This is a genomic window from Bradyrhizobium guangxiense, from assembly GCF_004114915.1.
Taxonomy (GTDB): domain Bacteria; phylum Pseudomonadota; class Alphaproteobacteria; order Rhizobiales; family Xanthobacteraceae; genus Bradyrhizobium; species Bradyrhizobium guangxiense.
Genome location: NZ_CP022219.1, coordinates 2,980,115 through 3,000,987 on the forward strand (window position 1 = coordinate 2,980,115; position 20,873 = coordinate 3,000,987).

22 protein-coding genes are annotated in these 20,873 nt (G+C 62.5%); 17 read left to right on the forward strand and 5 right to left on the reverse strand.

The features are described from left to right. Positions 1 to 149: 149 nt before the first annotated feature. The 5 genes from X268_RS14005 to X268_RS39855 all read left to right on the forward strand — a co-directional run bounded on the left by X268_RS14005 (position 150) and on the right by X268_RS39855 (position 3,921). Complete coding sequence (locus X268_RS14005) at positions 150 to 680, forward strand: DedA family protein (protein ID WP_128925499.1); 531 nt, start codon at positions 150 to 152, stop codon at positions 678 to 680. Positions 681 to 1,027: 347 nt separating this feature from the next. Beyond that, positions 1,028 to 1,708, forward strand: a complete 681-nt coding sequence (locus X268_RS14010) for an FMN-binding negative transcriptional regulator (RefSeq protein WP_128925500.1) — start codon at positions 1,028 to 1,030, stop codon at positions 1,706 to 1,708. Next, a complete protein-coding gene (gene argC / locus X268_RS14015) occupies positions 1,705 to 2,688 on the forward strand; it encodes an N-acetyl-gamma-glutamyl-phosphate reductase (RefSeq protein WP_128925501.1) in 984 nt (327 codons plus the stop codon). The genes X268_RS14010 and argC (X268_RS14015) overlap by 4 nt, the downstream gene beginning before the upstream one ends. A gap of 26 nt (positions 2,689 to 2,714) precedes the next feature. After that, positions 2,715 to 3,761, forward strand: coding sequence for an N-acetyl-gamma-glutamyl-phosphate reductase (gene argC / locus X268_RS14020; RefSeq protein WP_128925502.1), 1,047 nt, complete (start codon positions 2,715 to 2,717; stop codon positions 3,759 to 3,761). A gap of 13 nt (positions 3,762 to 3,774) precedes the next feature. After that, positions 3,775 to 3,921: a hypothetical protein gene (locus X268_RS39855; protein ID WP_208764438.1), complete on the forward strand. Its 147-nt coding sequence runs from the start codon at positions 3,775 to 3,777 to the stop codon at positions 3,919 to 3,921. Between the two features lie 457 nt (positions 3,922 to 4,378). Here the strand turns inward: X268_RS39855 and X268_RS14030 are convergent, their stop codons facing one another. After that, entirely contained in the window at positions 4,379 to 4,687 is a 309-nt protein-coding gene (locus X268_RS14030; protein ID WP_128925503.1) for a hypothetical protein, read from the reverse strand. Positions 4,688 to 4,971: 284 nt separating this feature from the next. Here X268_RS14030 and X268_RS14035 point away from each other — a divergent pair, with 284 nt between their 5' ends. From X268_RS14035 to X268_RS14045, 3 genes are read left to right on the forward strand one after another with little or no spacing between them, the layout of a single operon-like run. Then, positions 4,972 to 5,526 carry a hypothetical protein gene (locus tag X268_RS14035; RefSeq protein WP_128925504.1) on the forward strand — a complete coding sequence of 185 codons (555 nt, stop codon included), beginning with the start codon at positions 4,972 to 4,974 and terminating at the stop codon, positions 5,524 to 5,526. Further along, positions 5,523 to 6,590 carry a hypothetical protein gene (locus X268_RS14040; RefSeq protein ID WP_128925505.1) on the forward strand — a complete coding sequence of 356 codons (1,068 nt, stop codon included), beginning with the start codon at positions 5,523 to 5,525 and terminating at the stop codon, positions 6,588 to 6,590. The genes X268_RS14035 and X268_RS14040 overlap by 4 nt, the downstream gene beginning before the upstream one ends. After that, positions 6,580 to 7,326, forward strand: a complete 747-nt coding sequence (locus X268_RS14045) for a nucleoside triphosphate pyrophosphohydrolase (RefSeq protein WP_128925506.1) — start codon at positions 6,580 to 6,582, stop codon at positions 7,324 to 7,326. The genes X268_RS14040 and X268_RS14045 overlap by 11 nt, the downstream gene beginning before the upstream one ends. A gap of 37 nt (positions 7,327 to 7,363) precedes the next feature. Here the strand turns inward: X268_RS14045 and X268_RS14050 are convergent, their stop codons facing one another. Both X268_RS14050 and X268_RS14055 read right to left on the reverse strand, forming a co-directional pair. After that, positions 7,364 to 7,762 carry an MAPEG family protein gene (locus X268_RS14050; RefSeq protein ID WP_128925507.1) on the reverse strand — a complete coding sequence of 133 codons (399 nt, stop codon included), beginning with the start codon at positions 7,760 to 7,762 and terminating at the stop codon, positions 7,364 to 7,366. Between the two features lie 64 nt (positions 7,763 to 7,826). Then, positions 7,827 to 9,632, reverse strand: coding sequence for a PHA/PHB synthase family protein (locus X268_RS14055; protein WP_164937713.1), 1,806 nt, complete (start codon positions 9,630 to 9,632; stop codon positions 7,827 to 7,829). A 252-nt stretch (positions 9,633 to 9,884) separates the two neighbouring features. Between X268_RS14055 and X268_RS14060 the strand changes: the two genes are divergently transcribed. From X268_RS14060 to X268_RS14080, 5 genes are all read left to right on the forward strand, one after another. Then, entirely contained in the window at positions 9,885 to 10,160 is a 276-nt protein-coding gene (locus X268_RS14060) for a hypothetical protein (RefSeq protein WP_128925508.1), read from the forward strand. Positions 10,161 to 10,369: 209 nt separating this feature from the next. Next, a complete protein-coding gene (locus X268_RS14065) occupies positions 10,370 to 11,590 on the forward strand; it encodes an LL-diaminopimelate aminotransferase (protein ID WP_128925509.1) in 1,221 nt (406 codons plus the stop codon). 29 nt (positions 11,591 to 11,619) lie between these two features. Beyond that, positions 11,620 to 12,936, forward strand: coding sequence for a homoserine dehydrogenase (locus X268_RS14070; protein WP_128925510.1), 1,317 nt, complete (start codon positions 11,620 to 11,622; stop codon positions 12,934 to 12,936). A 145-nt stretch (positions 12,937 to 13,081) separates the two neighbouring features. Then, positions 13,082 to 14,083 (forward strand): class II fructose-bisphosphatase, encoded by a 1,002-nt coding sequence (gene glpX, locus X268_RS14075; RefSeq protein ID WP_128925511.1) that lies wholly within the window; start codon positions 13,082 to 13,084, stop codon positions 14,081 to 14,083. A 167-nt stretch (positions 14,084 to 14,250) separates the two neighbouring features. Then, entirely contained in the window at positions 14,251 to 14,970 is a 720-nt protein-coding gene (locus X268_RS14080; RefSeq protein WP_128925512.1) for a haloacid dehalogenase type II, read from the forward strand. A gap of 100 nt (positions 14,971 to 15,070) precedes the next feature. Here X268_RS14080 and X268_RS14085 read toward each other — a convergent pair whose 3' ends face one another. Both X268_RS14085 and X268_RS14090 read right to left on the reverse strand, forming a co-directional pair. After that, the gene (locus tag X268_RS14085) at positions 15,071 to 16,042 is read right to left on the reverse strand and encodes an MBL fold metallo-hydrolase (protein WP_128925513.1); all 972 of its coding nucleotides are present in this window, start codon (positions 16,040 to 16,042) and stop codon (positions 15,071 to 15,073) included. A 225-nt stretch (positions 16,043 to 16,267) separates the two neighbouring features. Next, complete coding sequence (locus X268_RS14090) at positions 16,268 to 16,933, reverse strand: GntR family transcriptional regulator (RefSeq protein ID WP_128925514.1); 666 nt, start codon at positions 16,931 to 16,933, stop codon at positions 16,268 to 16,270. A 118-nt stretch (positions 16,934 to 17,051) separates the two neighbouring features. Between X268_RS14090 and X268_RS14095 the strand changes: the two genes are divergently transcribed. The 4 genes from X268_RS14095 to X268_RS14110 all read left to right on the forward strand — a co-directional run bounded on the left by X268_RS14095 (position 17,052) and on the right by X268_RS14110 (position 20,873). Next, positions 17,052 to 17,846 (forward strand): enoyl-CoA hydratase/isomerase family protein, encoded by a 795-nt coding sequence (locus X268_RS14095; protein ID WP_128925515.1) that lies wholly within the window; start codon positions 17,052 to 17,054, stop codon positions 17,844 to 17,846. A gap of 8 nt (positions 17,847 to 17,854) precedes the next feature. After that, a complete protein-coding gene (locus tag X268_RS14100; RefSeq protein WP_128925516.1) occupies positions 17,855 to 19,108 on the forward strand; it encodes a CaiB/BaiF CoA transferase family protein in 1,254 nt (417 codons plus the stop codon). Positions 19,109 to 19,166: 58 nt separating this feature from the next. Beyond that, entirely contained in the window at positions 19,167 to 20,159 is a 993-nt protein-coding gene (locus X268_RS14105) for a Bug family tripartite tricarboxylate transporter substrate binding protein (RefSeq protein ID WP_128925517.1), read from the forward strand. A gap of 231 nt (positions 20,160 to 20,390) precedes the next feature. Further along, on the forward strand, positions 20,391 to 20,873 hold the full coding sequence (locus tag X268_RS14110; RefSeq protein ID WP_128925518.1) for a tripartite tricarboxylate transporter TctB family protein: 483 nt from the start codon (positions 20,391 to 20,393) through the stop codon (positions 20,871 to 20,873).

Consider the following 20,873-nt stretch of genomic DNA (forward strand, 5'->3'; position numbering starts at 1 on the left):
TTTTACGCCGCAGGGCAGCCAAATCCCGGCAATTTGACGTTCCCGTTAGCGCTGGGCCGGCTTTTGTGACTTGATGTCACACAAGTCCTTGGCTTACCAGTCTTTTTCATCGAGCAGCACCTTGAGACGGGGCGGGAAGGCTATTTTTGATGGAGCAGTTTGCGCACGCCCTGGCCGATTTCGTGCGCGTTCACCAGGCCTGGGCGGCCCCGATCGTGTTCCTGCTCGCCTTCGGGGAGTCGCTCGCCTTCATCTCGCTGCTGGTTCCGGCCTGGGGCGCACTGGTGGCGATCGGCGCGCTGATCGGGGTGAGCGGCATCAGCTTCTACCCGGTCTGGATCGCCGGCGGTCTCGGTGCGGCGCTGGGCGACTGGGTCTCCTACTGGTTCGGCTACCGCTACAAGGAGAGAGTCGCCGAGATGTGGCCGCTCTCGCGCTATCCGGGGTTGCTGCCCAGAGGCGAGGCGTTCGTCCGCAGCTGGGGCGTCCCCAGCATCTTCATCGGCCGCTTCTTCGGTCCCTTGCGTGCCTCGGTGCCGCTCGCGGCGGGCATCTTCGAGATGCCCTATTGGAGCTTCCAGGTCGCCAATTTCATCTCGGCCCTGGTCTGGTCGGCCGTGCTCCTGCTGTTCGGTGACGTGCTCGCCAAGATCATGGAATGGATGTGGCGGGGGATCTAAGCCCCGTCATTCCGGGGCGCTCGCGAAGCGAGTGAACTCCGGTGCGCCCTTGCGCACCTGAGAATCTCGAGATTGTGGTGCGAGATTCCGGGTTCGATGCTTTGCATCGCCCCGGAATGACAATGGTCACCTTGACGGGAACCAGATCTCGCTCTATAGCCCCGCGCCATGATCAACGCCGCGACCATCCTGTTCGCCCGTCGCCGCCGCCGCAGTCTTGCGGTTTGGGCGGTCGATCGCGTTTGAGATCATCGTCTTTGCCGCTGGATCCGATCCGCGGCATTCTCTCTCCTGTCAGCGCGATCTGATCCGGCGGCTCCCACAAGGAGGCCCAGCAGGAGACCACGATGTACACGCCACCCGTTTTCAAGCAGGACCGCGCCGCGAGCCTGAAGTTCGCCGAGGAGCGCGGCTTCGGCACCATGTGCGCCTTCGACGGCAAGAAGCCGGTCGCCTCGCCGTTGCCGTTCTATCTGACTTACGCCGCCGACGGCACGCCGCAAGCTTCCTTTCATCTCGCCCGTCACAATCCGCTGCTAAGGCTTGCGGATGGCGCGGCGTCCTGGCTGCTCGCGGTCAACGGCCCCGATGCCTATGTGTCGCCGGACTGGTACGTCTCGCCGGATCAGGTGCCGACCTGGCTCTACCAGTCGGTGCATCTGAGCGGGCTGGTGCGCCTCCTGACGGATGAGGAGCTGTCGGTGCAAATCGACACGCTGAGCGACAAGTTCGAGAGCTGGCTGCTGCCGAAGAAGCCGTGGACCTCGGGCAAGATGACGGCGTGCCGGCTGGAGACGATGAAGAAGGCGATCGTGGGCCTGATGATGACGGTTGAGGAAGTCGAAGGCAGCTTCAAGCTGAACCAGCACAAGTCCGACGCCGACTATGCAGCGATCGCCAATGTGCTCGGTGCGGGCGATGCCGCCGCCAAGCAGATCTCACATTTGATGCGGCAGGCAAGGCCGCAAGCCTTCGCAGAACAGGTTTTCGCAAGAGACACGAACATGCTCGAAGGGAGCGCGCCATGACCGTCGCCGACACCACCAAAGCTCCGGCCGCCAGCGCGGCCAAGAAGCCGGCCACCGTCTTCGTCGACGGTGGCTCCGGCACCACCGGGCTCGGCATCAACGAGCGGCTGAAGCTCCAGAACGACGTCGTCGTGAAGACCATTGCCGACGACAAGCGCAAGGATCCCGTCGCCAAGAAGGCGTTGATGGAGGAGGTGGATCTCGTCATCCTCTGTCTGCCCGATGATGCCGCCAGGGAAACGGTTGCCCTCGTCGACAGCATGGGTGCGGCGGGACCGAAGGTGCTGGATGCCTCGACCGCCTACCGGGTTGCGCCCGACTGGGCCTACGGCTTTCCGGAGCTGACGCCGGATCAGGCCGGCAAGATCAAGGCTGCCAAGAAGGTCTCCAATCCCGGCTGCTATCCGACCGGCGCGATCGCGCTGTTGCGACCGATCGTCGATGCCGGCCTGTTGCCGTCCGACTATCCCGTCACCGTCAATGCGGTGAGCGGCTATTCCGGCGGCGGCAAGTCGATGATCGCGAGCTTCGAAGACGGCAGCGCACCGTCCTTCGAGCTCTACGGCCTCGGCTTCGAGCACAAGCATCTGCCGGAGATGCAGCTCTATTCCAACCTGACGCGGCGGCCGATCTTCATACCCTCGGTCGGCAATTACCGGCAGGGCATGCTGGTCTCGGTGCCGCTGCAGCTCGACACGCTGCCCGGCAAGCCTAGCGGTGCCGATCTGCAGGCCGCGCTCGCCAAGCGCTATGCCGGCTCGAAATACGTCTCCGTGATGCCGCTTCAGAACGAAGCGGCCAAGGGCGGCCGGCTCGAACCGGAAGCGCTCAACGAGACCAACCAGCTCGAGCTCTACGTCTTCGCCAGCGACAAATATCACCAGGCCGTGCTGGTCGCCCGGCTCGACAATCTCGGCAAGGGCGCATCTGGCGCAGCGGTGCAGAACATGCGGCTGATGCTGGGGCTGTCAGAGACGTAACCGATCCAGCGTTAGAGGAGCGTGTGATGAGCACGAAGAAGATCGGCATTCTCGGCGCCTCCGGCTACACCGGCGCCGACGCGGTACGCCTGTTGGCGCGGCATCCGAATGCCGAGATCGCCGCACTCACTGCCAATACCCATGCCGGCAAATCGATGAGCGAGGTGTTTCCGCATTTCTTCATGCTGGACCTGCCTAAACTTGTGGAATGGGAAAAGGTCGATTGGAGCAAGCTCGATGCTGTGTTCTGCGGATTGCCCCACGGGACCACGCAGGAAATCATCGCCGCGGTCCTTAAGGCAAATCCCAAGATCAAGGTCCTCGACATGTCCGCCGATTTCAGGCTGCGGGACAAGAGCACCTATGCGCAATGGTACGGCCATGAGCATCGGGCGCTCGAATTGCAGGGCGAGGCGGTCTACGGTCTCACCGAATTCTATCGCGAGAAAATCACGTCGGCGCGGCTGGTCGCCTGTCCCGGCTGCTATCCCACGGCGGCGCTGCTCGCGCTGGTACCGCTCGCGAAGGCCAAACTGATCGACGTCGACGACATCGTCATCGACGCGAAATCCGGCGTCACCGGCGCCGGACGCGGGCTGAAACAGAACACGTTGTTCAGCGAGGCGGGCGAGGGGCTTTCGCCCTATTCGGTCGGCACGCATCGGCACGCGCCCGAGATCGAGCAGGAGATCGGCCTCGCCGCCGGCTCTGCGGTGACGGTGAACTTTACGCCGCATCTGATTCCGATGGCGCGCGGCGAACTCTGTACGTGCTATGTAAAGCTCGATGGCGCGACACCCGAGGATTTGCGGGCCGCGCTCGAGAAGGCGTACGTCAACGAACCCTTCGTGCACGTCGCCAAAAAGGGCGTGCTGCCGCAGACGCAGAATGTACGCGGTTCCAACTATGTGCAGATCGGTGTCGTCGCCGACCGCATCAAGAACCGGGCGATCGTCATTTCCACGCTCGATAATCTGGTGAAGGGCTCGGCCGGGCAGGCGATCCAGAACATGAACCTGATGTTCGGGTTACCCGAAACGATGGGGCTGGAGCAGATCGCGCTGTTCCCTTAGGCAGAGGGTTGTCGTGGGCAAGGTTAATCCTGAAATCTATCGGAGCAACGCCCAGTCCAATGCGGACTGGATGAAGGCATTGTCGACGCGGCTGAAGGGTTTCGCGCTCTTCTTTGCCCCCTTGAGCTCGGCTGCGGCATTCGCGATCACGCCGCCGTGATGCCGGCACAAGGCGTTTCGCTTCGAGCCACCGACGGCTATCTGAAATGGCCAGAATCGCGCCACAGCGGCTCGGTCATCCCATCGAGGCGATACGGCGCGCAGCAGGGGGGGTCAGGGACTATCGCTTCGGTGCCTTTCGCATGGATCAATCCCCGTTAATCTTTTTCTTCAATTCGTTTCCTCTGCGCCTTTTGAGCCTCCCAACTTGGGGGTAAGTTAGTATTGCGGTCTGATGGGGGAATGACTATCTTCCGAATCTCTCCAGCAGTTTGGCTGCAATAGGCTTACAATACCGCTGCGATTCGAATTTTTCGGCGGAGGGGTCCGTGCGCACTTCACGTTTTGCAAATATATTCTCAACGACTTGCCCCAAACCGCTTTATGACACGGTGCTCCGTGATACTGGGCCAATGGTCGTAACGCCTACGCTCGGTTCTATTGTTCCGAATTGGGTCCTAGGTATCCCGAAAGATCACGCTGTGAACGCAGCTCGTTGGGGGCAGCATCAGGGTACCTCGCCACTTCGGGCAGTCGAGAAAATCGCCCATTCGTTTCGTCGCGATTTGACGGAGGTCGTTTGGTTTGAGCACGGGGCGACGGAGCCGCGATCGATTGTCGGGTGCGGCGTCGATCACGCGCATATTCATATCCTTTTTGAGCCTCCATTCTCGTTTGAGAGGCTTTGCACCGAAGTAGAGGCCGAGGGTTGCCTTCAGTGGCTCTCTGGTGAAGGTGACGCCTATGAGGCCCTTGATGCTCGGCAATCATATTTCGTGGCGGGAACCGGCAATCGATTTTTGCTCGCTCAATCGGTAGAGGCGGCTGGGTCACAGTTTTTTCGGAGGGCGATTGCACGCATTGTCGGACGAGAGACAGTTTGGGACTATAAGTCTCATCCACACATTGAGAATGTCGCCGAAACAGTTTTCAATGCATCGCGTGCGGCATAGTTCGGAGATGACTAGTGCCAGAGAGTGGGGCGCCGGGGATTGAGCGGGTTGATGTGCCAGCCAGCGCAACACCGCAATCCTCCGATGGCGCCCCGCCAATGGCGACTCCCGGGAAAACCACCGACTATACGGACGGTCGGCGGCCGTATGATTGGCCATCGAAATTTTCGGCAGAAGCCCGCAAGTATATCCGTCGGGAATCGTTGACCCTTGTCTTTGGTCTACTGATTGCGATCGCCGGCACTGCGGTCGCGCTAGCGTTCTCTGGCAGTTCTTATTCGATTCCATTTCCCGCGCTAGGCTCGGATGCTTCTGCGAAGGTCGATCCGCGTATGTTCGTGATATTTTTTAGCGGCGGCGTCGGAGGGACAACGTTTTCGATCAAGTGGCTGATTCACTCCGTTGCCAAGGGTAGCTGGCATCTTGATCGCCAGCTTTGGAGATTGTTTGTTCCGATCGTCGGTGGGGTCTATGCATGCGCTGTCCTTACACTGCTCGATAGCGGAATGATCTTGGGTCATGTGGGTGACGCGTCACGCGGAACGGCCAGTGCGGCATCAATGGCTTTCTTGATCGGTTATTTCTCCGATGGTGTTAGCGGGTTGCTGACAAATATCGCCAACGCCGTGTTCGGAACAATTCGCGAAAAATGAATGGGTTCTACCATTCTCAAACAACGGCTCCAGCTGCTTGGGAGGAGACGGTAGATGCTCGCAAAATATTCGGTCCAAAAGCCGCCGGTCTTATGGCGCTTCCGCGGGCATGGACGTTGCCGTTTATTCTTGTCAGTGCCGATGCGTCGCATGGACTCCTGGCGCCAGACGCTCTTGGAACAGCTGTCGTTGAACAACTTCGTGCTCTTGCCGGCGGTGGTCAGCAAATCATTGTTCGTTCAAGCGTCATCGGCGAGACGATTTGGGATCGAGGCAGCTATAGGTCGATCCCTGTTGACCTGAACACAGATACTTGGCTTGTTTCTTTCCAGTCCGCCTGCAGAGAGGTTTTGGATTCTGCAGGCAATCGTGCTTGCGGGCTGGTTCTTCAGCAGTTCTTTGAGCCGAAGCGGCGCGGGGAGTTTGGCAACCTCCTACGTATTTCACGGACGCGCGACCAGTGGGAGATTACAACTCATGAGCAGAGTCGCGCGACGAGTCTGCGGCTGAACGTACAACGCGACGCAGCAGCCTCTGTAGGCGCGCCGTTGATGGCTAGGCCAGGTTTGTCGCTTGAACGATTGTTTGGTTCGGTTGGCGCTTGGGTGAATAATGAGTTGTTGCGCGGGCAATCCACCCGGCTGAACGTCGAGTGGATAAGCGATGCCACGCGCTTCTTTGTAGTGCAGCTCGATGAGGAAGACGAAGACCTTACGGGCATCAATCCGTGGCAGGTCGCCATCTCGCCAATTCACACAGCTGAGGGCGGGGCGGGTCACTATATTCAATCGCCAGATTCAGCGGCGATCGAACATTGGGACAAGCTCCGGGTCCTAAAAGAGCTTTGGCTAGAAGGAGAGAGTCACAAGCCCAACCTATTCTACATACCGCTGTCTAAGTTGCCGGATACTAGGAATCTATCTGCAACTAGAGCTCTTGCCGACGAATTCGCTCGTTTGCTGGGGCCGGACAATATCATGGTTCGGACGAGCGTCAGGCGCAAAGAAAATAAGCCGGTAAATCTTCCGCGAACGCCAAATTGTCTGGGGCCCGATGCCTATTGATCTTGAGGGATCCACTCTCGCGCATGCATATTATTTGCTCAATCGGCTTGGTTGTACGGTGATTGCTAGCAGCGAGAAAGATCATTTGCGCGTTCGGAAGAACGTGTCATTTGGCAAGCTTGTCCGAGATAGGATTCCCGAAAAGATCGCTGCTCGGCAGGAGCTTGAAGCGACAAAGACCGTACCTCGCAGTACTCTGCAATCGTTTCTCATTGGAAAAGTGCTCGAAGAGGCGATCGAAGTCCGTGAGAGTGAGAGCAGCAAGGAGAGATGCGTAGAGCTAGCCGATGTAATCGAAGTTGTGCGAGCGCTTGCTAAGTTGGATGGCCTGACATTGGAGCAGGTCGTTGCTGCCGCAAATGCAAAGCGAGAAAAGCTCGGTGGCTTTGAGACTGGCAAGGTTCTGCTTCGCACTGGCATTGGTGGACCGGGGCAGACGGGCATCAATCTTGATACATTTTCTGCGCAGGTGCTTTCTCGAGAGGTTGGTCCTGACGCGGTTGAATTGCCATTTACCTTCTTTGGATTTTCGGAACTTGATCAGCCGCGTACCGTTCACTTTTCCGAGTTAGGCGTCTCTCTAGAAGTGACGCTGAAAAGTGACCGGCTCAATTTGCGGATCATGAGAGAGCCCCGGCAGCTTGACTTGCCGCTGGATTTAGAAGTGAAAAGCGAGCCCGAGCCCCCGACCAGCCATCCGCGAAGACGAGGCGCTCTTAAGGGCAAGCCGACTTAAGGTACCTCGGGGCTGATCACGCGCGATGGCCGGATATCTAGAAGATCTTTAAGATCGCCAGTGCCAGCACGGCCTGTGCCAGGAAGCCGACCGTGAAGGCAAGCGTGCGGAATACCGGGATGCCGATCGCATAGACGATCAGATGCGCGACTCGGGACCAGAAGTAGACAGCGCAGGCGAGGGCGGTCCATTTCGTCGAATAGTCGATCGCGTTCAGGATCAGCACCAGCGGCGCGAAGATCACGAGGTTTTCGACCGCGTTGTCGTGGGCGAACATCAGCCGGTTGGCCCATTCGGCCTGCGGCTTGTCGCCGCGCGAGGGATTGGCCATGGCCCCGGAAAGACCGCGAACCTGACAGCGGTTGATGATGTAGGGGATCCAGAGGATGCCGGTCAGGATCACCGTCAGTGTCAGCCAGAACAATTCGCGCGTCATAGTCCGGTCCCCTCTGTCGTCGCTGCGGTGAGCGGGAGTCTATACGAAAGCGCAGGCGATTCCGCTATGCGCGAACCCTGACATAGCTGCCGGGCGCGTCTTCGATCGGGGGCAGGGCGTCGCTGCCGACGCTGCGCGCCGGAACCTGCTCCGGATCGATCTCGCCCAGCCATTGCCGCCAGTCCGGCCACCACGAGCCCTTGTGCTCGACGGCGCCCTTCATCCACTGCGCGACGTTGACGTCCTTGATGTTGTCGTTGGTCCAGTACTGGTACTTGTTCGAGGCGGGCGGATTGACGACGCCGGCGATGTGGCCCGAGCCCGACAGCACATATTTCACCGGACCGCCGAAGAACTGGGAGCCGTACAGCACCGATTCCGCGGGCGCGATGTGGTCCTCGCGGGTGGCGAGATTGTAGACGGGCACCTTGACCTTGGAGAGATCGAGCAGCGTGTTGTCGAGCACCATCGTGCCAGTGGAGAGCCGGTTCTCCAGATAGCAATTGCGCAAGTAATAGGAATGGTTCGCCTGCGTCATCCGCGTCGCATCCGAGTTCCAGTGCAACAGGTCGAACGCGCTCGGCTGCTGGCCCTTCAGATAGTTGCTGACGACATAGGACCAGATCAGGTCGTTGGAGCGGAGCATGTTGAAGGCCATCGCCATCTTGGAGCCTTCGAGCACGCCGGCCGTCTTCATGTCCTGCTCGAGCGCGGCGATCTGCTCCTCGTCGACGAAGACCAGCAGGTCACCCGCATGGGTGAAGTCGACCTGCGCGGCGAAGAACGTCGCGGACGAGACGCGCTGGCGGCGCTTCTCGGCCAGCCAGGCCAGCGTGGTCGCGAGCATGGTGCCGCCGACGCAATAGCCAGCGGTGTGCACCTTCATCTCGCCGGTGACCTTCTCGATCACGTCCATCGCCGTGAGCGGGCCTTCCTTCATGTAGTCTTCCCAGCTCTTGTTGCCGAGCCGCTTGTCGGGATTGACCCATGAGATCACGAACACGGTGATGCCCTGGTCGACGCACCACTTGATGTAGGATTTCTCCGGCTTGAGATCGAGGATGTAGAACTTGTTGATCCAGGGCGGCACGATCAGGAGCGGGGTGCGCAGCACCGTCTCCGTCGTCGGCGAATACTGGATCAGCTGCATCATCTCGTTCTGGTAGATCACCTTGCCTGGCGTCGTCGCCATGTTGACTCCGACGACGAGATTGTCCGGGTTGGACTGGCGGATCTTCAGCATGCCCTTGCCGGCGGCGATGTCCTCGGCCAGCATCGTCAGGCCGCGCGCGAGGTTCTCGCCGCTGCTGGCCACCGTCTCGCGCAGCACCTCCGGATTTGTCAGCACGAAATTGGACGGCGACAGCGCGTTGGTGAGCTGCTGGACGTAGAACTCCGCCTTGCGCCGCGTGTGCGGATCGAGCTCGGCGTCGCGCACCAGCTCCTGCGCCCATTTGGTCGTGAGCAGATAGAGCTGCATCACGAAATCGAAGAACTGGTTCGACTTCCATTCCGGATCGGCAAAGCGCTTGTCGCGCGGCGAGGGCGCGATCGCAGGCGGAGCGTCCTGGCCGGCCATGCGGCGCGCCGCCGAGCCCCAGAGGTCGAGATAATCCTTGGCGAGCTTGGTCTGCAGATCGGACGAGCGGGACGCATCCGACAGCCAGTATTCGGCGACCGACGTGAAGGTCTTGACCACTTCCGCAAGCTCGGCCGGCGGGCGGTCCTGCACCTCGCCGCTCTCGCGCGGCTTGAGATAGGCAGCGAGCGCCTTGCCGCCGCTCTCCATCGCCCGCGCGACATTCATCGCGAAGGCGTCCGCATCGAACTTTGTGTCGGGTTTGGGCGTGTCGGTGGTGGCCATGCTCATGGGCAGAACAGTAACGATTCATTCCGTATTCGTCACCGCGAAGCTCGCATGTTTGACGTTAAACACGCTCCAAGATGTGCTGCACTGCGACAAATTTTCTTGGTTTTGTCACATTCACGGTGCAACTCTCGGGCCGTGGGCCTTAGATGTTTTCTCGCTCGTTCCATTTGTGGGCAGCAATGGTTTGAGCTTGGGCAGGTTGTCGCGATAATGTGCGGCAGCTTGCATTGGGACGAGTAGAGGATTTCCCAAGTGTTGGCGTTGAGGGTCCTACAAAGGTCGCTGCTGATCCATGGCGCGCTGCTGAGCGCGGCATTTGCGCTGGGCGGTTGTTCGAGCCAGCTCGCGGATATGACGCCCGCGGACGCGCAAGCGCATTCTAAGGAGCCGGGGACATATCTGCCGGTGCATGACCTGCCGCCGGAGCGCGACCAAGCGATCATCCCGCCGGAACAGCGCGCCAAGATCGAAGCCGAGCTGGCTGCGGCGCGTGATCGCCAGGCCACGGCAGCCAAGGACGCGAAATAAGGCCGTCCAACGGGTGGCGCCCCGGCCTTGCCGTGCTAAAAGATCCCGGTTCAGCCGAGAGTCAGGGCGAACGACTTCAGTCTTCGTTGTCGATAATTGCTCTAAGCTTTTGATTTTGAGCGATTTTTGCGACCAGACTGAGCCCCTTTCGCGCCGCTGTCCTGTCCCGTCGATTCTGTCCTGACCGGTTGCCCGGAGCCCAGAGAGCCATGGAAGAATTTTACCGCATCCGCCGCCTTCCGCCTTACGTGTTCGAGCAGGTCAACCGGGCCAAGGCGGCCGCGCGGAATGCCGGCGCCGACATCATCGATCTCGGCATGGGCAATCCGGACCTGCCGGCCCCAGCGCATGTGCTGGAGAAGCTGAAGGAGACGCTGGGCAAGCCGCGCACCGATCGCTACTCGGCCTCCCGCGGCATCCCCGGGCTGCGCCGGGCTCAGGCGGCCTATTATGCGCGTCGCTTCGGCGTGAAGCTCAACCCCGACTCCCAGGTGGTGGCGACGCTGGGTTCGAAGGAGGGCTTTGCCAACGTGGCGCAGGCGATCACGGCGCCCGGCGACGTCATCCTGTGTCCGAACCCGAGCTACCCGATTCACGCCTTCGGCTTTTTGATGGCGGGCGGCGTCATCCGCTCGGTGCCCTCCGAGCCGACGCCGCAGTTCTTCGAGGCGGCCGAACGGGCGATCATCCATTCGATCCCGAAGCCGCTCGCGCTGGTCGTCTGCTATCCCTCCAACCCGACCGCTTATGTCGCGAGCCTCGACTTCTACAAGGACCTTGTCGCATTCGCGAAGAAGCACGAGATCCTGATCCTGTCCGATCTCGCTTATGCCGAGGTCTATTTCGACGAAGCCAACCCGCCGCCGTCGGTGCTGCAGGTGCCGGGCGCGATGGACGTCACCGTCGAGTTCACCTCGATGTCGAAGACCTATTCGATGGCCGGCTGGCGCATGGGCTTTGCGGTCGGCAATGAGCGCGTGATCGCCGCGCTCGCCCGCGTCAAATCCTATCTCGACTACGGTGCGTTCACGCCGGTGCAGGTCGCGGCGACCGCCGCGCTGAACGGCCCGGATGATTGCATCAAGGAGATGCGCGACACCTATCGCAAGCGCCGCGATGCGCTGGTGGAATCGTTCGGCCGTGCCGGCTGGGAGATTCCACCGCCGGAGGCCTCGATGTTCGCCTGGGTGCCGCTGCCGGAAGCCTTCCGCAGCGTCGGCAGCATGCAGTTTGCGACCCTGATGGTCGAGAAATCCGGCGTCGCGGTCTCGCCCGGCGTCGGCTTCGGCGAGCATGGTGAAGGATATGTCCGCATCGCCATGGTGGAAAACGAGCAACGGATCAGGCAGGCCGCGCGCGGCGTGCGACGCTTCCTTGAAAGCGGCATCGAAACGTTGCACAACGTCGTTCCGCTCGCCAATCGGCGTTAAGTTCTCTTCGGCAGGTTTTCTAAGACATCATGGTTGCACCCCTGAAAGTGGGCATAGCGGGGCTCGGCACCGTGGGCGCCGAAGTGGTCCGTTTGATTGAAACGCAGGCCCGCGTGCTCGCGGCCCGCAGCGGCCGCGGCATCCGCGTCGTTGCGGTCACCGCGCGCTCGAAAGCGAAGAAGCGCGGCATCGATCTGCGCGGCATGGAATGGGCCAAGGACGCGATGGCGCTGGCCACGCATCCCGGTATCGATTGCTTCGTCGAGCTGATGGGCGGCGCCGGCGATCCCGCTCTGTCGGCGGTCGAGGCCGCGCTCAACGCCGGCAAGTCGGTCGTCACCGCCAACAAGGCGCTGCTGGCCAAGCACGGCATCAAGCTTGCCAAGGCAGCCGAAAAGCACGGCGGCGCGCTGAATTTCGAGGCAGCGGTCGGCGCCGCGATCCCCGTCATCAAGACCTTGCGCGAGGGGCTTGCCGGCACCGGCATCAACCGCGTCTATGGCATCCTCAACGGCACCTGCAATTACATCCTGACGCGGATGGAGCAGGAGGGGCTGTCCTTCGCCGAATGCCTCAAGGACGCGCAGCGGCTCGGCTATGCCGAGGCCAACCCGTCCTTCGACGTCGACGGCCACGATACCGCCCAGAAGCTCGCGATCCTTGCCAGCCTCGCCTTCGGCACGAAAGTTGCTCAAAGCGCGGTGTATGTCGAAGGCATCTCATCCATCGCGCCGGAGGATCTGCGCGCCGCGTCCGATCTCGGCTACCGCGTCAAGCTGCTCGGCGTTGCGGTGCGCACCGCCAAGGGCATCGAGCAGCGCGTGCATCCGACCATGGTTCCAAGATCCTCCTCGATCGCGCAGGTGATGGGTGTCACCAATGCGGTCACGATCGATGGCGAGGGCATTCCGCCGATCACGCTGGTCGGGCCCGGCGCGGGCGGCGCTGCGACCGCATCGGCCGTCGTCGCCGACATCGCCGACGTCGCGCGCGGCATCCGCGCCAATCCGTTCGGCCGGCCGATCGCGCAGCTGCGCGACACCAAGAAGGCGCCGATGGAGCGGCATGAGGGCGGTTATTACATCCGCCTGCTCGCGCGCGATTTCCCCGGCACTGCGGCTGCGATCGCGACCCGGCTTGCAGAACAGAAGATTTCGATCGAGTCGATCGTGCAGCGTCACCCCAATGGCGGCGCTGCGCCTGCTGACGGCAAGGCGGTCCCCGTGCCCGTCATCCTGATCACCTACGCCACGCATGAGGACGCCGTGCGCCGCGCGCTCGCTGCCGTGCAGAAGGACAAGGTGATCAGTGGGCGGCCGCAGGTGATCCGGATCGAGAAGAACTAGAGCATGACCTCGGAAAAGTGTTGAGCGGTTTTCCGGAAAGGTCATGCTCAAACCATGAGGCGGTCGTTCGGTCGAACGAACCGCGGGCGTTGTGAGTTGATGCGGACGGAGATTTCCGTCCCAACCGTTTCGAAGGAGTTAGCCGATGTCGACCCATATTTCAGTGCCGCCGCAGGCGTTGCTCGAGCGTATTCTCACGCTGGAGATCGTGCGTGTGACGGAGCGGGCGGCGGTGTCGTCGGCGCGGCTGCGCGGACACGGCAACGAGAAGGCGGCCGACCAGGCCGCAGTCGACGCGATGCGGCGCGAGCTCAACAAGCTGCCGATCCAGGGCACCATCGTGATCGGCGAGGGCGAGCGCGACGAGGCGCCGATGCTCTATATCGGCGAACAGGTCGGCCTGAAGGCAGGCCCCGAGGTCGATATCGCGGTCGACCCGCTCGAAGGCACCACGCTGTGCGCCAAGAACATGCCGGGCTCGATCGCCACCATGGCGATGGCCGACGGCGGCACGCTGCTCCACGCCCCCGACGTCTACATGCAGAAGCTCGCGATCGGCCCCGGCTACGACAAGGGCGTGGTCGATCTCGATGCCTCGCCGGCCGACAATGTCCGCCGCCTCGCCAAGGCCAAGGGCGTCCAGCCGGAAGGCATCACGGTCCTGGTGCTCGACCGTCCGCGCCATGCCGACATCATCGCGAGTGTGCGCTCCACGGGCGCTGCCGTGCGCCTGATCACCGACGGCGACGTCGCCGGGGGGATCCATTGCGCCGACCCCGACAACACCGGCGTCGACATGTATCTCGGCACCGGCGGTGCTCCGGAAGGCGTGCTCGCGGCCGTGGCGCTGCGCTGCATCGGCGGCCAGATGCAGTGCCGCCTGATCCTCGATTCCGACGAGAAGCGCGAGCGCGCCGCCAAGATGGGCGTCAACGATCCCAAGATGATCTACGGCATCGAGGACATGGCGCGCGGCGACTGCCTGTTCGCCGCCACCGGCGTCACCACGGGCTCGCTGCTGTCAGGCGTCAAGTTCCGCAAGGACGGCGTGATCGAGACCGAGACGGTGGTGATGCGCTCCGTCACCGGCACCGTGCGCTACATCAAGGCCGAGCACCGCGAGCTCGCCAAGTTCCACCTGGACTGAGCCAAGCAATAGCCGCTGGCGTCATTCCGGGGCGGCGGGACCGCGCGAAGCGCGCGGCCCTGAGAACCCGGAATCCATCGGGCGGCAGACTCTGACGCCAAATAGATTCCGGGCTCGATGCTGCGCATCGCCCCGGAATGACAACAACAAGAACAAAGGAAGCGCGCATGTCCGATCTCTCCGCCGTCAAAGCCCTCGTCTTCGACGTGTTCGGCACGGTCGTGGACTGGCGCACCAGCCTCATCACCGACTTCATGTGGTGGGGCAAGCAGCGCGGCATCACGGCCGATTGGACCGCGCTCGTCGACGGCTGGCGCGGCATGTATGTCGCCTCCATGGACGACGTCCGCAAGCATCCCGAGCGCGGATACGTCATGCTCGATGACCTGCACCGCCGCTCGCTGGAGAAGCTGGTGGAGAAGTTCGAGATCAAGGGCCTCACGGACGCCGATCTCGATCATCTCACCAAGGGCTGGCATCGCCTGAACCCCTGGCCCGATAGCGTCGCCGGCCTGACCCGGCTGAAGACGAAATTCGTCATCGCGCCGCTTTCGAACGGCAACGTCGCACTGCTCACCAACATGGCCAAGTTCGCCGGCCTGCCGTGGGACCTCATCATGTCGGCCGAGCTGTTCGAGCATTACAAGCCCGATCCCGAGACCTATCTCGGTGCCGCGCGTCTGCTCTGCCTCAAGCCGAGCGAGGTGATAATGGTCGCCGCCCACAACGGCGATCTCGCGGCCGCGCAAAAGAACGGATTGAAGACCGCCTTCGTGGCCCGGCCGACCGAGTATGGTCCGCTTCAGAAGGTCGATTTCGAAGCCACCGGCAATTGGGACATCGTCGCCAGGGATTTTGGCGGGATCGCCGACAAGCTCGGCTGCTAAAGCACAATCCGGAAAAGTGCGATGTGGTTTTCCGGAAAGATCATGCGCCAAGGACAGATCGGGGCGGCATGACTGCCGCCCGGACCTGATTGCAGAGAATCTACAGCGTCATCTTCATCGGCTCCGGATAGTAGTGGAAGCCGTCACCGGCCTTGGCGACATGGCCGTAGCCCGGCCAGGCGAAGTGATACGACATCACCGGGATCTTGTTGGCGGCGAGCATCGTCAGCAACTTCACCCGCGAGTCCGCCGCCTGCTTCGGATCGGTATCGTACGAGAACTCCATCCGCGGCTTCTCCAGCAGCAGCACCGAATGGTGCGAGAGGTCGCCGAGGAATGCGAACGACTTGCCCGCCGACGACACCATGAAGATGGTGTGGCCGACGGTATGGCCGGGCGCCGAGATCGCCTGCACGCCGGGCAGGAATTCCTCGCCGTCCTTGAAGAATTTGATCCGCTCACGGACCGGCAGCAGATTCTTGCGAGCGTGAACGACGAAGTCCTTGGCCGGGCTGCCGAGCTTGCCCTCGTCGGTCCAGAAGTCGAAATCCGTCTGCGAAATGTAGACTTGCGCGTTCGGGAATAGCGGCTTGTCGTTGGCATCCACGATGCCGCCGATGTGGTCGATATGGGCGTGCGAGCAGACCACGGCGTCGATGTCCTCCGGCTTGATGCCGGCCTCCATCATGCTCTTCTGCTGCCGGCCGGTGCTGGCGCCGAACATCTTCGATGTGCCCATGCCGGTGTCGAACAGGATCAGCTTGTCGCCGGTGTTCACGATCGGCGAGTTCTGTTCGAGCACGACGTTGTCCGGCGACAGGAAGTTGTCGGCCAGCATCTTCTTGACCTCTTCCTTGGGAACGCCGGTGAAGGTTCCGGAGGGATCGCCGAGCGGCAGCGGCCCGTCGGACACGACGGTCACCTCGGCATCGCCGAGAACGAAGCGGTGCCAGTACGGCGTCTGGGTGCCGAGCTTGGGAGCCCGCGCCATCGCACTGCTGCCGAGCATCGCGCTGGCTCCAAGGCCAGCTCCAAGTGCGAGTAGGGATCGACGTGAGACATCGATTGTCATGCGTTTCCTCCGCTTTTGTCTTTTGCTTTGCGCGATTGTTCGCGCGTTGGGGCCGCCCTGACGGCCAGTCGGCCGCAAGTCGGCAGACGAGTATGCTGCGCCCGCCGCGACAAGCTAGCAAGTGGAATCAGTGAGCAGATTCACGTGGAGCGGGAACGGGCTGCGGAGCGTCGAAGGCTGCGTGTGGATGCGCTGTCCGCGGCGCAAGACAACACGAATTGCGCCTTACGCAATTCTCAGCGTGAGATCGTTTCCTTCGGTCTCGGCAAAGCCCGCCTGCAACACCTCTTCGCGCTTGTGGCGGAGATGCGCACGCAGAATATGCGAGAGGCCGGTGCCGTCGCGCCTCTGCAGCGCGTTCAGGATGGCCTCGTGCTCCTTCACGGCGAGTGCCCAGCGCTGCGGCGTCATCGGCGTGACATAGCGCGCGCGCCGGATGCGCGCCGTCACCGACGTGTAAAGCCCCGCGAGGGCAGGGTTTCCGGCCGCGGTGACGATGGCTTCGTGAATGGCGCGGTTGCCGCGGTAGTACTGGATCAAATCGCCGTCGCGATAGTGCTGCACCATGGCGACATGCACCCCGGCGATCTGGTCGATCTCGGCGTCGGTGATGCGCTCGCAGGCGAGTTCGCCGGCGAGCGCCTCCAGACCCTGGCAGACCTCGAACAGGTCGCGCATGTCCTTGTCGGTCAGCTTTGCTGCGCGCGAGCCGCGATGCGGCAGGAGCTGTACGAGACCTTCGGCGGCGAGCACCTTGAGCGCCTCACGCAGCGGCGTGCGCGAGATCCCGAGCCGCTCACACAGCTCGCGCTCGGGAATGCGGGCGCCCGGCGGGATTTCGCCGTCGAGAAGAATGGCGCGGATACGGCCGACGACGTCTTCATGAAGCATGGGACCAGCGCTCAAATTTGAATGCAAAACTGAAGAAATCTATGCAGGTCTCGAAGTTCCAGCTTGCTAATCTCAAATTTTGCATTCAAAAATGTAAAAAACAAGAGGGCATGAGGAAATGGACCTGGCAGCGCAGGCGGACGACCTCGTTTTTGAATGCAAAGACGGCATCGGGCGGATCACCTTCAACCGCCCGCAGGCCCGCAACGCCTTCACCTTTGCCATGTATGAGCGGCTCGCCGCGATCTGCGAGGAGGCCAACCGCGATCATGACATCAAGGTGCTGGTGCTGCGCGGGGCCGGCGACAAAGCCTTCGCCGCAGGCACCGACATCAACCAGTTCCGCGAATTCAAGACGCCCCAGGACGCGATCGACTACGAGAACCGTATCGACCGTGTTCTGACCACGCTCGAGCAGTGTCGGGTGCCGACCATCGCGGCGATCAACGGGTTCTGCACCGGCGGCGGGGCGGGCATTGCCGCAGCTTGCGACCTGCGCATCGGCACGAGAAGCGCGCAGATCGGCTTCCCGATCGCGCGGACGCTCGGCAATTGCCTGTCGATGTCCAATGTCAGCCGTCTCACCGCGCTGATCGGCGCCGCGCGCGTCAAGGATCTGATCTTCACCGCGCGTCTGGTCGACGCCGCGGAGGCCGCCAGCGTCGGGCTGCTCGGCGAGGTCGTCGAGGACATCGCCGCGCTGGACAAGCGGGCCGACGAGGTCGCCCGGCTCGTCGCCAGTCACGCGCCGCTGACGCTGAACGCGACCAAGCAGGCGGTGGCGCGTCTGCAGCGACGGCTGACGCGGGACGAGGGCGAGGACCTCATCCTGATGTGCTACACGAGCCAGGATTTTCGCGAAGGGCTCGATGCTTTCCTCAACAAGCGCGCGCCGCAATGGCGCGGCCAATAGGACGCCCGATGCAAAGCTCGCAATCCACCTCTCGCCGTACCGGACCGCTCGCCGGCCTCAAGGTCATCGATCTCACCCATGTCATGGCCGGGCCGACCTGCACCTTGATGCTCGCCGACATGGGTGCCGATGTCATCAAGATCGAGAAATCGCCGAACGGCGATGACCCCCGCCATTCGGTGCCGCCCAAGATTGGCGACGAGGCCGCGTCCTTCCTGATGATGAACCGCAACAAGCGCGGCATCGTGCTGGATCTCAAGACCGACGGCGGCAAAGAGGTGCTGCGGCGGCTGATCGCGGACGCCGACGTGCTGGTGGAGAATTTTGCGCCGGGCGCGATGGAGCGTCTCGGCTTCGGCTACGAAGCGCTGCACGCGCAATTCCCGGCGCTGATCTATTGCTCGCTGTCGGGCTTCGGCCGCACCGGTCCCTACAAGCACCGCAGGGGATTCGACCTCGTCGCACAGGCTATGAGCGGCATCATGAGCTTTACCGGCGAACGCCCCGACGGCCCGCCCGTCAAATGCGGCCCACCATTGTCCGACATCACCGCCGGCCTGCTCGCGAGCATGGGCATCCTCGCGGCCTACACGCACCGCCTCAAGACCGGGGAGGGGCAGTGGGTCGAGACCTCGCTCTATGAAGCCGCCCTGGTGCAGACCTATTGGCAGTCGACCATCGCGCTCGCCGCGGGCACTGCACCGCGCGCGATGGGATCGGCCCATCCGCTCAACGCGCCGTACCAGGCGTTCGAAGCCTCGGACGGCTGGCTGGTGGTCGGCGGTGCCAACAAGAAGCACTGGCTGTTGATGCTGGAAGCGCTCGGCGCGAGCGAGCTCGCCGCCGATCCGCGCTTCGTCAACGGCGCCGATCGCATGGCGAACCTGAAGGAACTCGAAGCCGTCCTCAGCGAACGCTTCCGCACCAAGTCACGGGCGCATTGGCTCGCTGCGCTGGACGAGAAGGGCGTGCCGTGCGGTCCCGTGCACGACATGCTGGAGGCGCTGAGCGATCCGCAGACGCTGGCCCGGGAGATGGTCGTCGAGGTCGATCACTCCACGCTCGGCCCCGTGAAGACGATCGGGCTTCCCGTGAAGTTTTCCGAGACCCCGGGCAAAGTGCTATCGGGCGCACCGGTCTATGGTGAGCATACGCGCGAAGTGCTGGCCGAGCACGGGTTCGACCAGACGCGGATCGAAGCGCTCGAAAAAGAAGGCGCCATCGTCTCGGCCCTGGAAAGACGCGAGGAACGCGTCGCCTGAGCGGACGTCGATACGACAAGACCAAACATAAAAATACAAAAATCATCTGGAGGAAATCATGGGTCGGACGTCAACATTTCTGCTCTCAGCAGCCGTCGCCGTGCTCGCCGGCACGATGCCGGCGCTGAGCGCATGGCAACCGCAAAAGCCGATCGAGTTCGTGGCGACCGCCGGACCGGGCGGCGGCACCGACAATCTCGCCCGCGCGGTGCAGAACATCATCACCAAGCACAAGCTGACGGATCAGCCGATCGTCGTCGTCAACAAGGGCGGCGGCAGCGGCGCCGAAGGCTATGTCTACGGCAAGGCCTCCGCGGGCGATCCCTACAAGGTGATCTTCGGCACCTCGAACGCTTGGCAGCAGCCGCTCGTCTCCAAGGTCGCGTTCAACTACACCGATCTCACCCCCATCGCGGCGATGGCGCAGGACGAGTTCCTGCTCTGGGTCAAGCAGGATGCGCCCTACAAGAATGCGGGCGATTATCTGAAGGCAGCCGCATCGGGCGAATTCAAGATGGGCGGCGCTCAGTCGAAGGACACCGACGAGGTGCTGACGCGCATGATCGAGAAGGTCGGCAAGGTCAAGCTGACCTACATCCCCTTCAAGAGCGGGGCTGAGACCGCCGTGCAGCTCGCCGGCGGACATCTCGATTCCCACGTCAACAATCCTAGCGAAAGCCTCGGGCAGTGGCGCGGCGGCACGCAGCGCCCGCTTTGCGTTTTCAGCCCCAAGCGGTTGCCGCAAGGCGCCAAGATCACGGCGACCGAAAGCTGGGGTGACGTTCCGACCTGCGTCGAGCAAGGCCTCGACATCAAGCAATATGAGCAGCCGCGCACCGTCTGGCTGCCCGGCAAGGTCACGCCGGAGCAGGCCGCGTTCTATGTCGACCTCATGAAGAAGGTGCAGGCGACGCCGGAGTGGAAGGACTACATCGAGAAGACGTCCCAGGTCGACACGTTCCTGACCGGCGCCGAGTTCGACAAGTTCATCAAGGAGGACCTCGAGCACGTCAAGCAGGTCGCGGGCGAGCAGGGGTGGCTGGTCAAGTGAGGGGGGCCGCCGTGCCCCGACCTCCGCTGTCGTCCCGGCGAACGCCGGGACCCATACAGCGTGATCTATCGATGAACGGCAGTCGTCGTACAGAAGAACGTCTAACCCAGTGTCTTCGTCAAACTCCTCCCTGGGATTATGGGTCCCTGCGTTCGCCGGGACGACAGCGATCGCTGGAGAAAGATGCGTGCCCACAGCTGGCAATTGTCCGACGTCAGAGCGGAGTCCCCCATGATCTCCCGCCGCGCGCTTGAACTTGCGACCGCCGTGCTCACCGGTGGCTTCGGTGGCGCCGTCGTCGTCTCCAGCCTCGACAACGGCATCGGCTGGTCCAGTGCGGGCGTCGACGCCGGCACGTTCCCGTTCCTGACCGGCATCATCATCGTGCTCGGGAGCCTCTACAATCTGGCGCGCGGCGTGCTGCCGGCCGCGACGCTGGCAAACGTTCCCATCGCCATCACCTCGCTCGAGCTGGGCCGGCTTGCCGGCCTGTTCGTCCCCGCCGCGATCTTCGTGGCCGCAATCCCGTTGTTCGGGATGTACGTCGCCGCTGCGCTTTATGTCTTTGCGGTGCTGGCGATTCCCCGGCACCAATCTGTGCCCCGCGCGCTCGCCATGGCGGGGGCGACGGCACTCGCGCTCTATGTCGTGTTCGAGCGCATGTTCCAGGTCAGCCTGCCGCACGGCGCGCTGGCCGCAGCGCTTGGATTCTGA

Bases quoted from the DNA above. Each gene is read 5' to 3' on its own strand.
- X268_RS14090 (WP_128925514.1), bottom strand. From the start codon at position 16,933: ATGCTTCATGAAGACGTCGTCGGCCGTATCCGCGCCATTCTTCTCGAC.
- X268_RS14100 (WP_128925516.1), top strand. From the start codon at position 17,855: ATGCAAAGCTCGCAATCCACCTCTCGCCGTACCGGACCGCTCGCCGGC.
- X268_RS14085 (WP_128925513.1), bottom strand. From the start codon at position 16,042: ATGACAATCGATGTCTCACGTCGATCCCTACTCGCACTTGGAGCTGGC.
- X268_RS14010 (WP_128925500.1), top strand. From the start codon at position 1,028: ATGTACACGCCACCCGTTTTCAAGCAGGACCGCGCCGCGAGCCTGAAG.
- X268_RS14110 (WP_128925518.1), top strand. From the start codon at position 20,391: ATGATCTCCCGCCGCGCGCTTGAACTTGCGACCGCCGTGCTCACCGGT.
- glpX (WP_128925511.1), top strand. From the start codon at position 13,082: ATGTCGACCCATATTTCAGTGCCGCCGCAGGCGTTGCTCGAGCGTATT.
- X268_RS14105 (WP_128925517.1), top strand. From the start codon at position 19,167: ATGGGTCGGACGTCAACATTTCTGCTCTCAGCAGCCGTCGCCGTGCTC.
- X268_RS14055 (WP_164937713.1), bottom strand. From the start codon at position 9,632: ATGAGCATGGCCACCACCGACACGCCCAAACCCGACACAAAGTTCGAT.
- X268_RS14035 (WP_128925504.1), top strand. From the start codon at position 4,972: ATGGCGACTCCCGGGAAAACCACCGACTATACGGACGGTCGGCGGCCG.
- X268_RS14065 (WP_128925509.1), top strand. From the start codon at position 10,370: ATGGAAGAATTTTACCGCATCCGCCGCCTTCCGCCTTACGTGTTCGAG.
- X268_RS14040 (WP_128925505.1), top strand. From the start codon at position 5,523: ATGAATGGGTTCTACCATTCTCAAACAACGGCTCCAGCTGCTTGGGAG.
- argC (WP_128925502.1), top strand. From the start codon at position 2,715: ATGAGCACGAAGAAGATCGGCATTCTCGGCGCCTCCGGCTACACCGGC.
- X268_RS14070 (WP_128925510.1), top strand. From the start codon at position 11,620: ATGGTTGCACCCCTGAAAGTGGGCATAGCGGGGCTCGGCACCGTGGGC.
- X268_RS14045 (WP_128925506.1), top strand. From the start codon at position 6,580: ATGCCTATTGATCTTGAGGGATCCACTCTCGCGCATGCATATTATTTG.
- X268_RS14050 (WP_128925507.1), bottom strand. From the start codon at position 7,762: ATGACGCGCGAATTGTTCTGGCTGACACTGACGGTGATCCTGACCGGC.
- X268_RS14005 (WP_128925499.1), top strand. From the start codon at position 150: ATGGAGCAGTTTGCGCACGCCCTGGCCGATTTCGTGCGCGTTCACCAG.
- X268_RS14095 (WP_128925515.1), top strand. From the start codon at position 17,052: ATGGACCTGGCAGCGCAGGCGGACGACCTCGTTTTTGAATGCAAAGAC.
- X268_RS14080 (WP_128925512.1), top strand. From the start codon at position 14,251: ATGTCCGATCTCTCCGCCGTCAAAGCCCTCGTCTTCGACGTGTTCGGC.
- argC (WP_128925501.1), top strand. From the start codon at position 1,705: ATGACCGTCGCCGACACCACCAAAGCTCCGGCCGCCAGCGCGGCCAAG.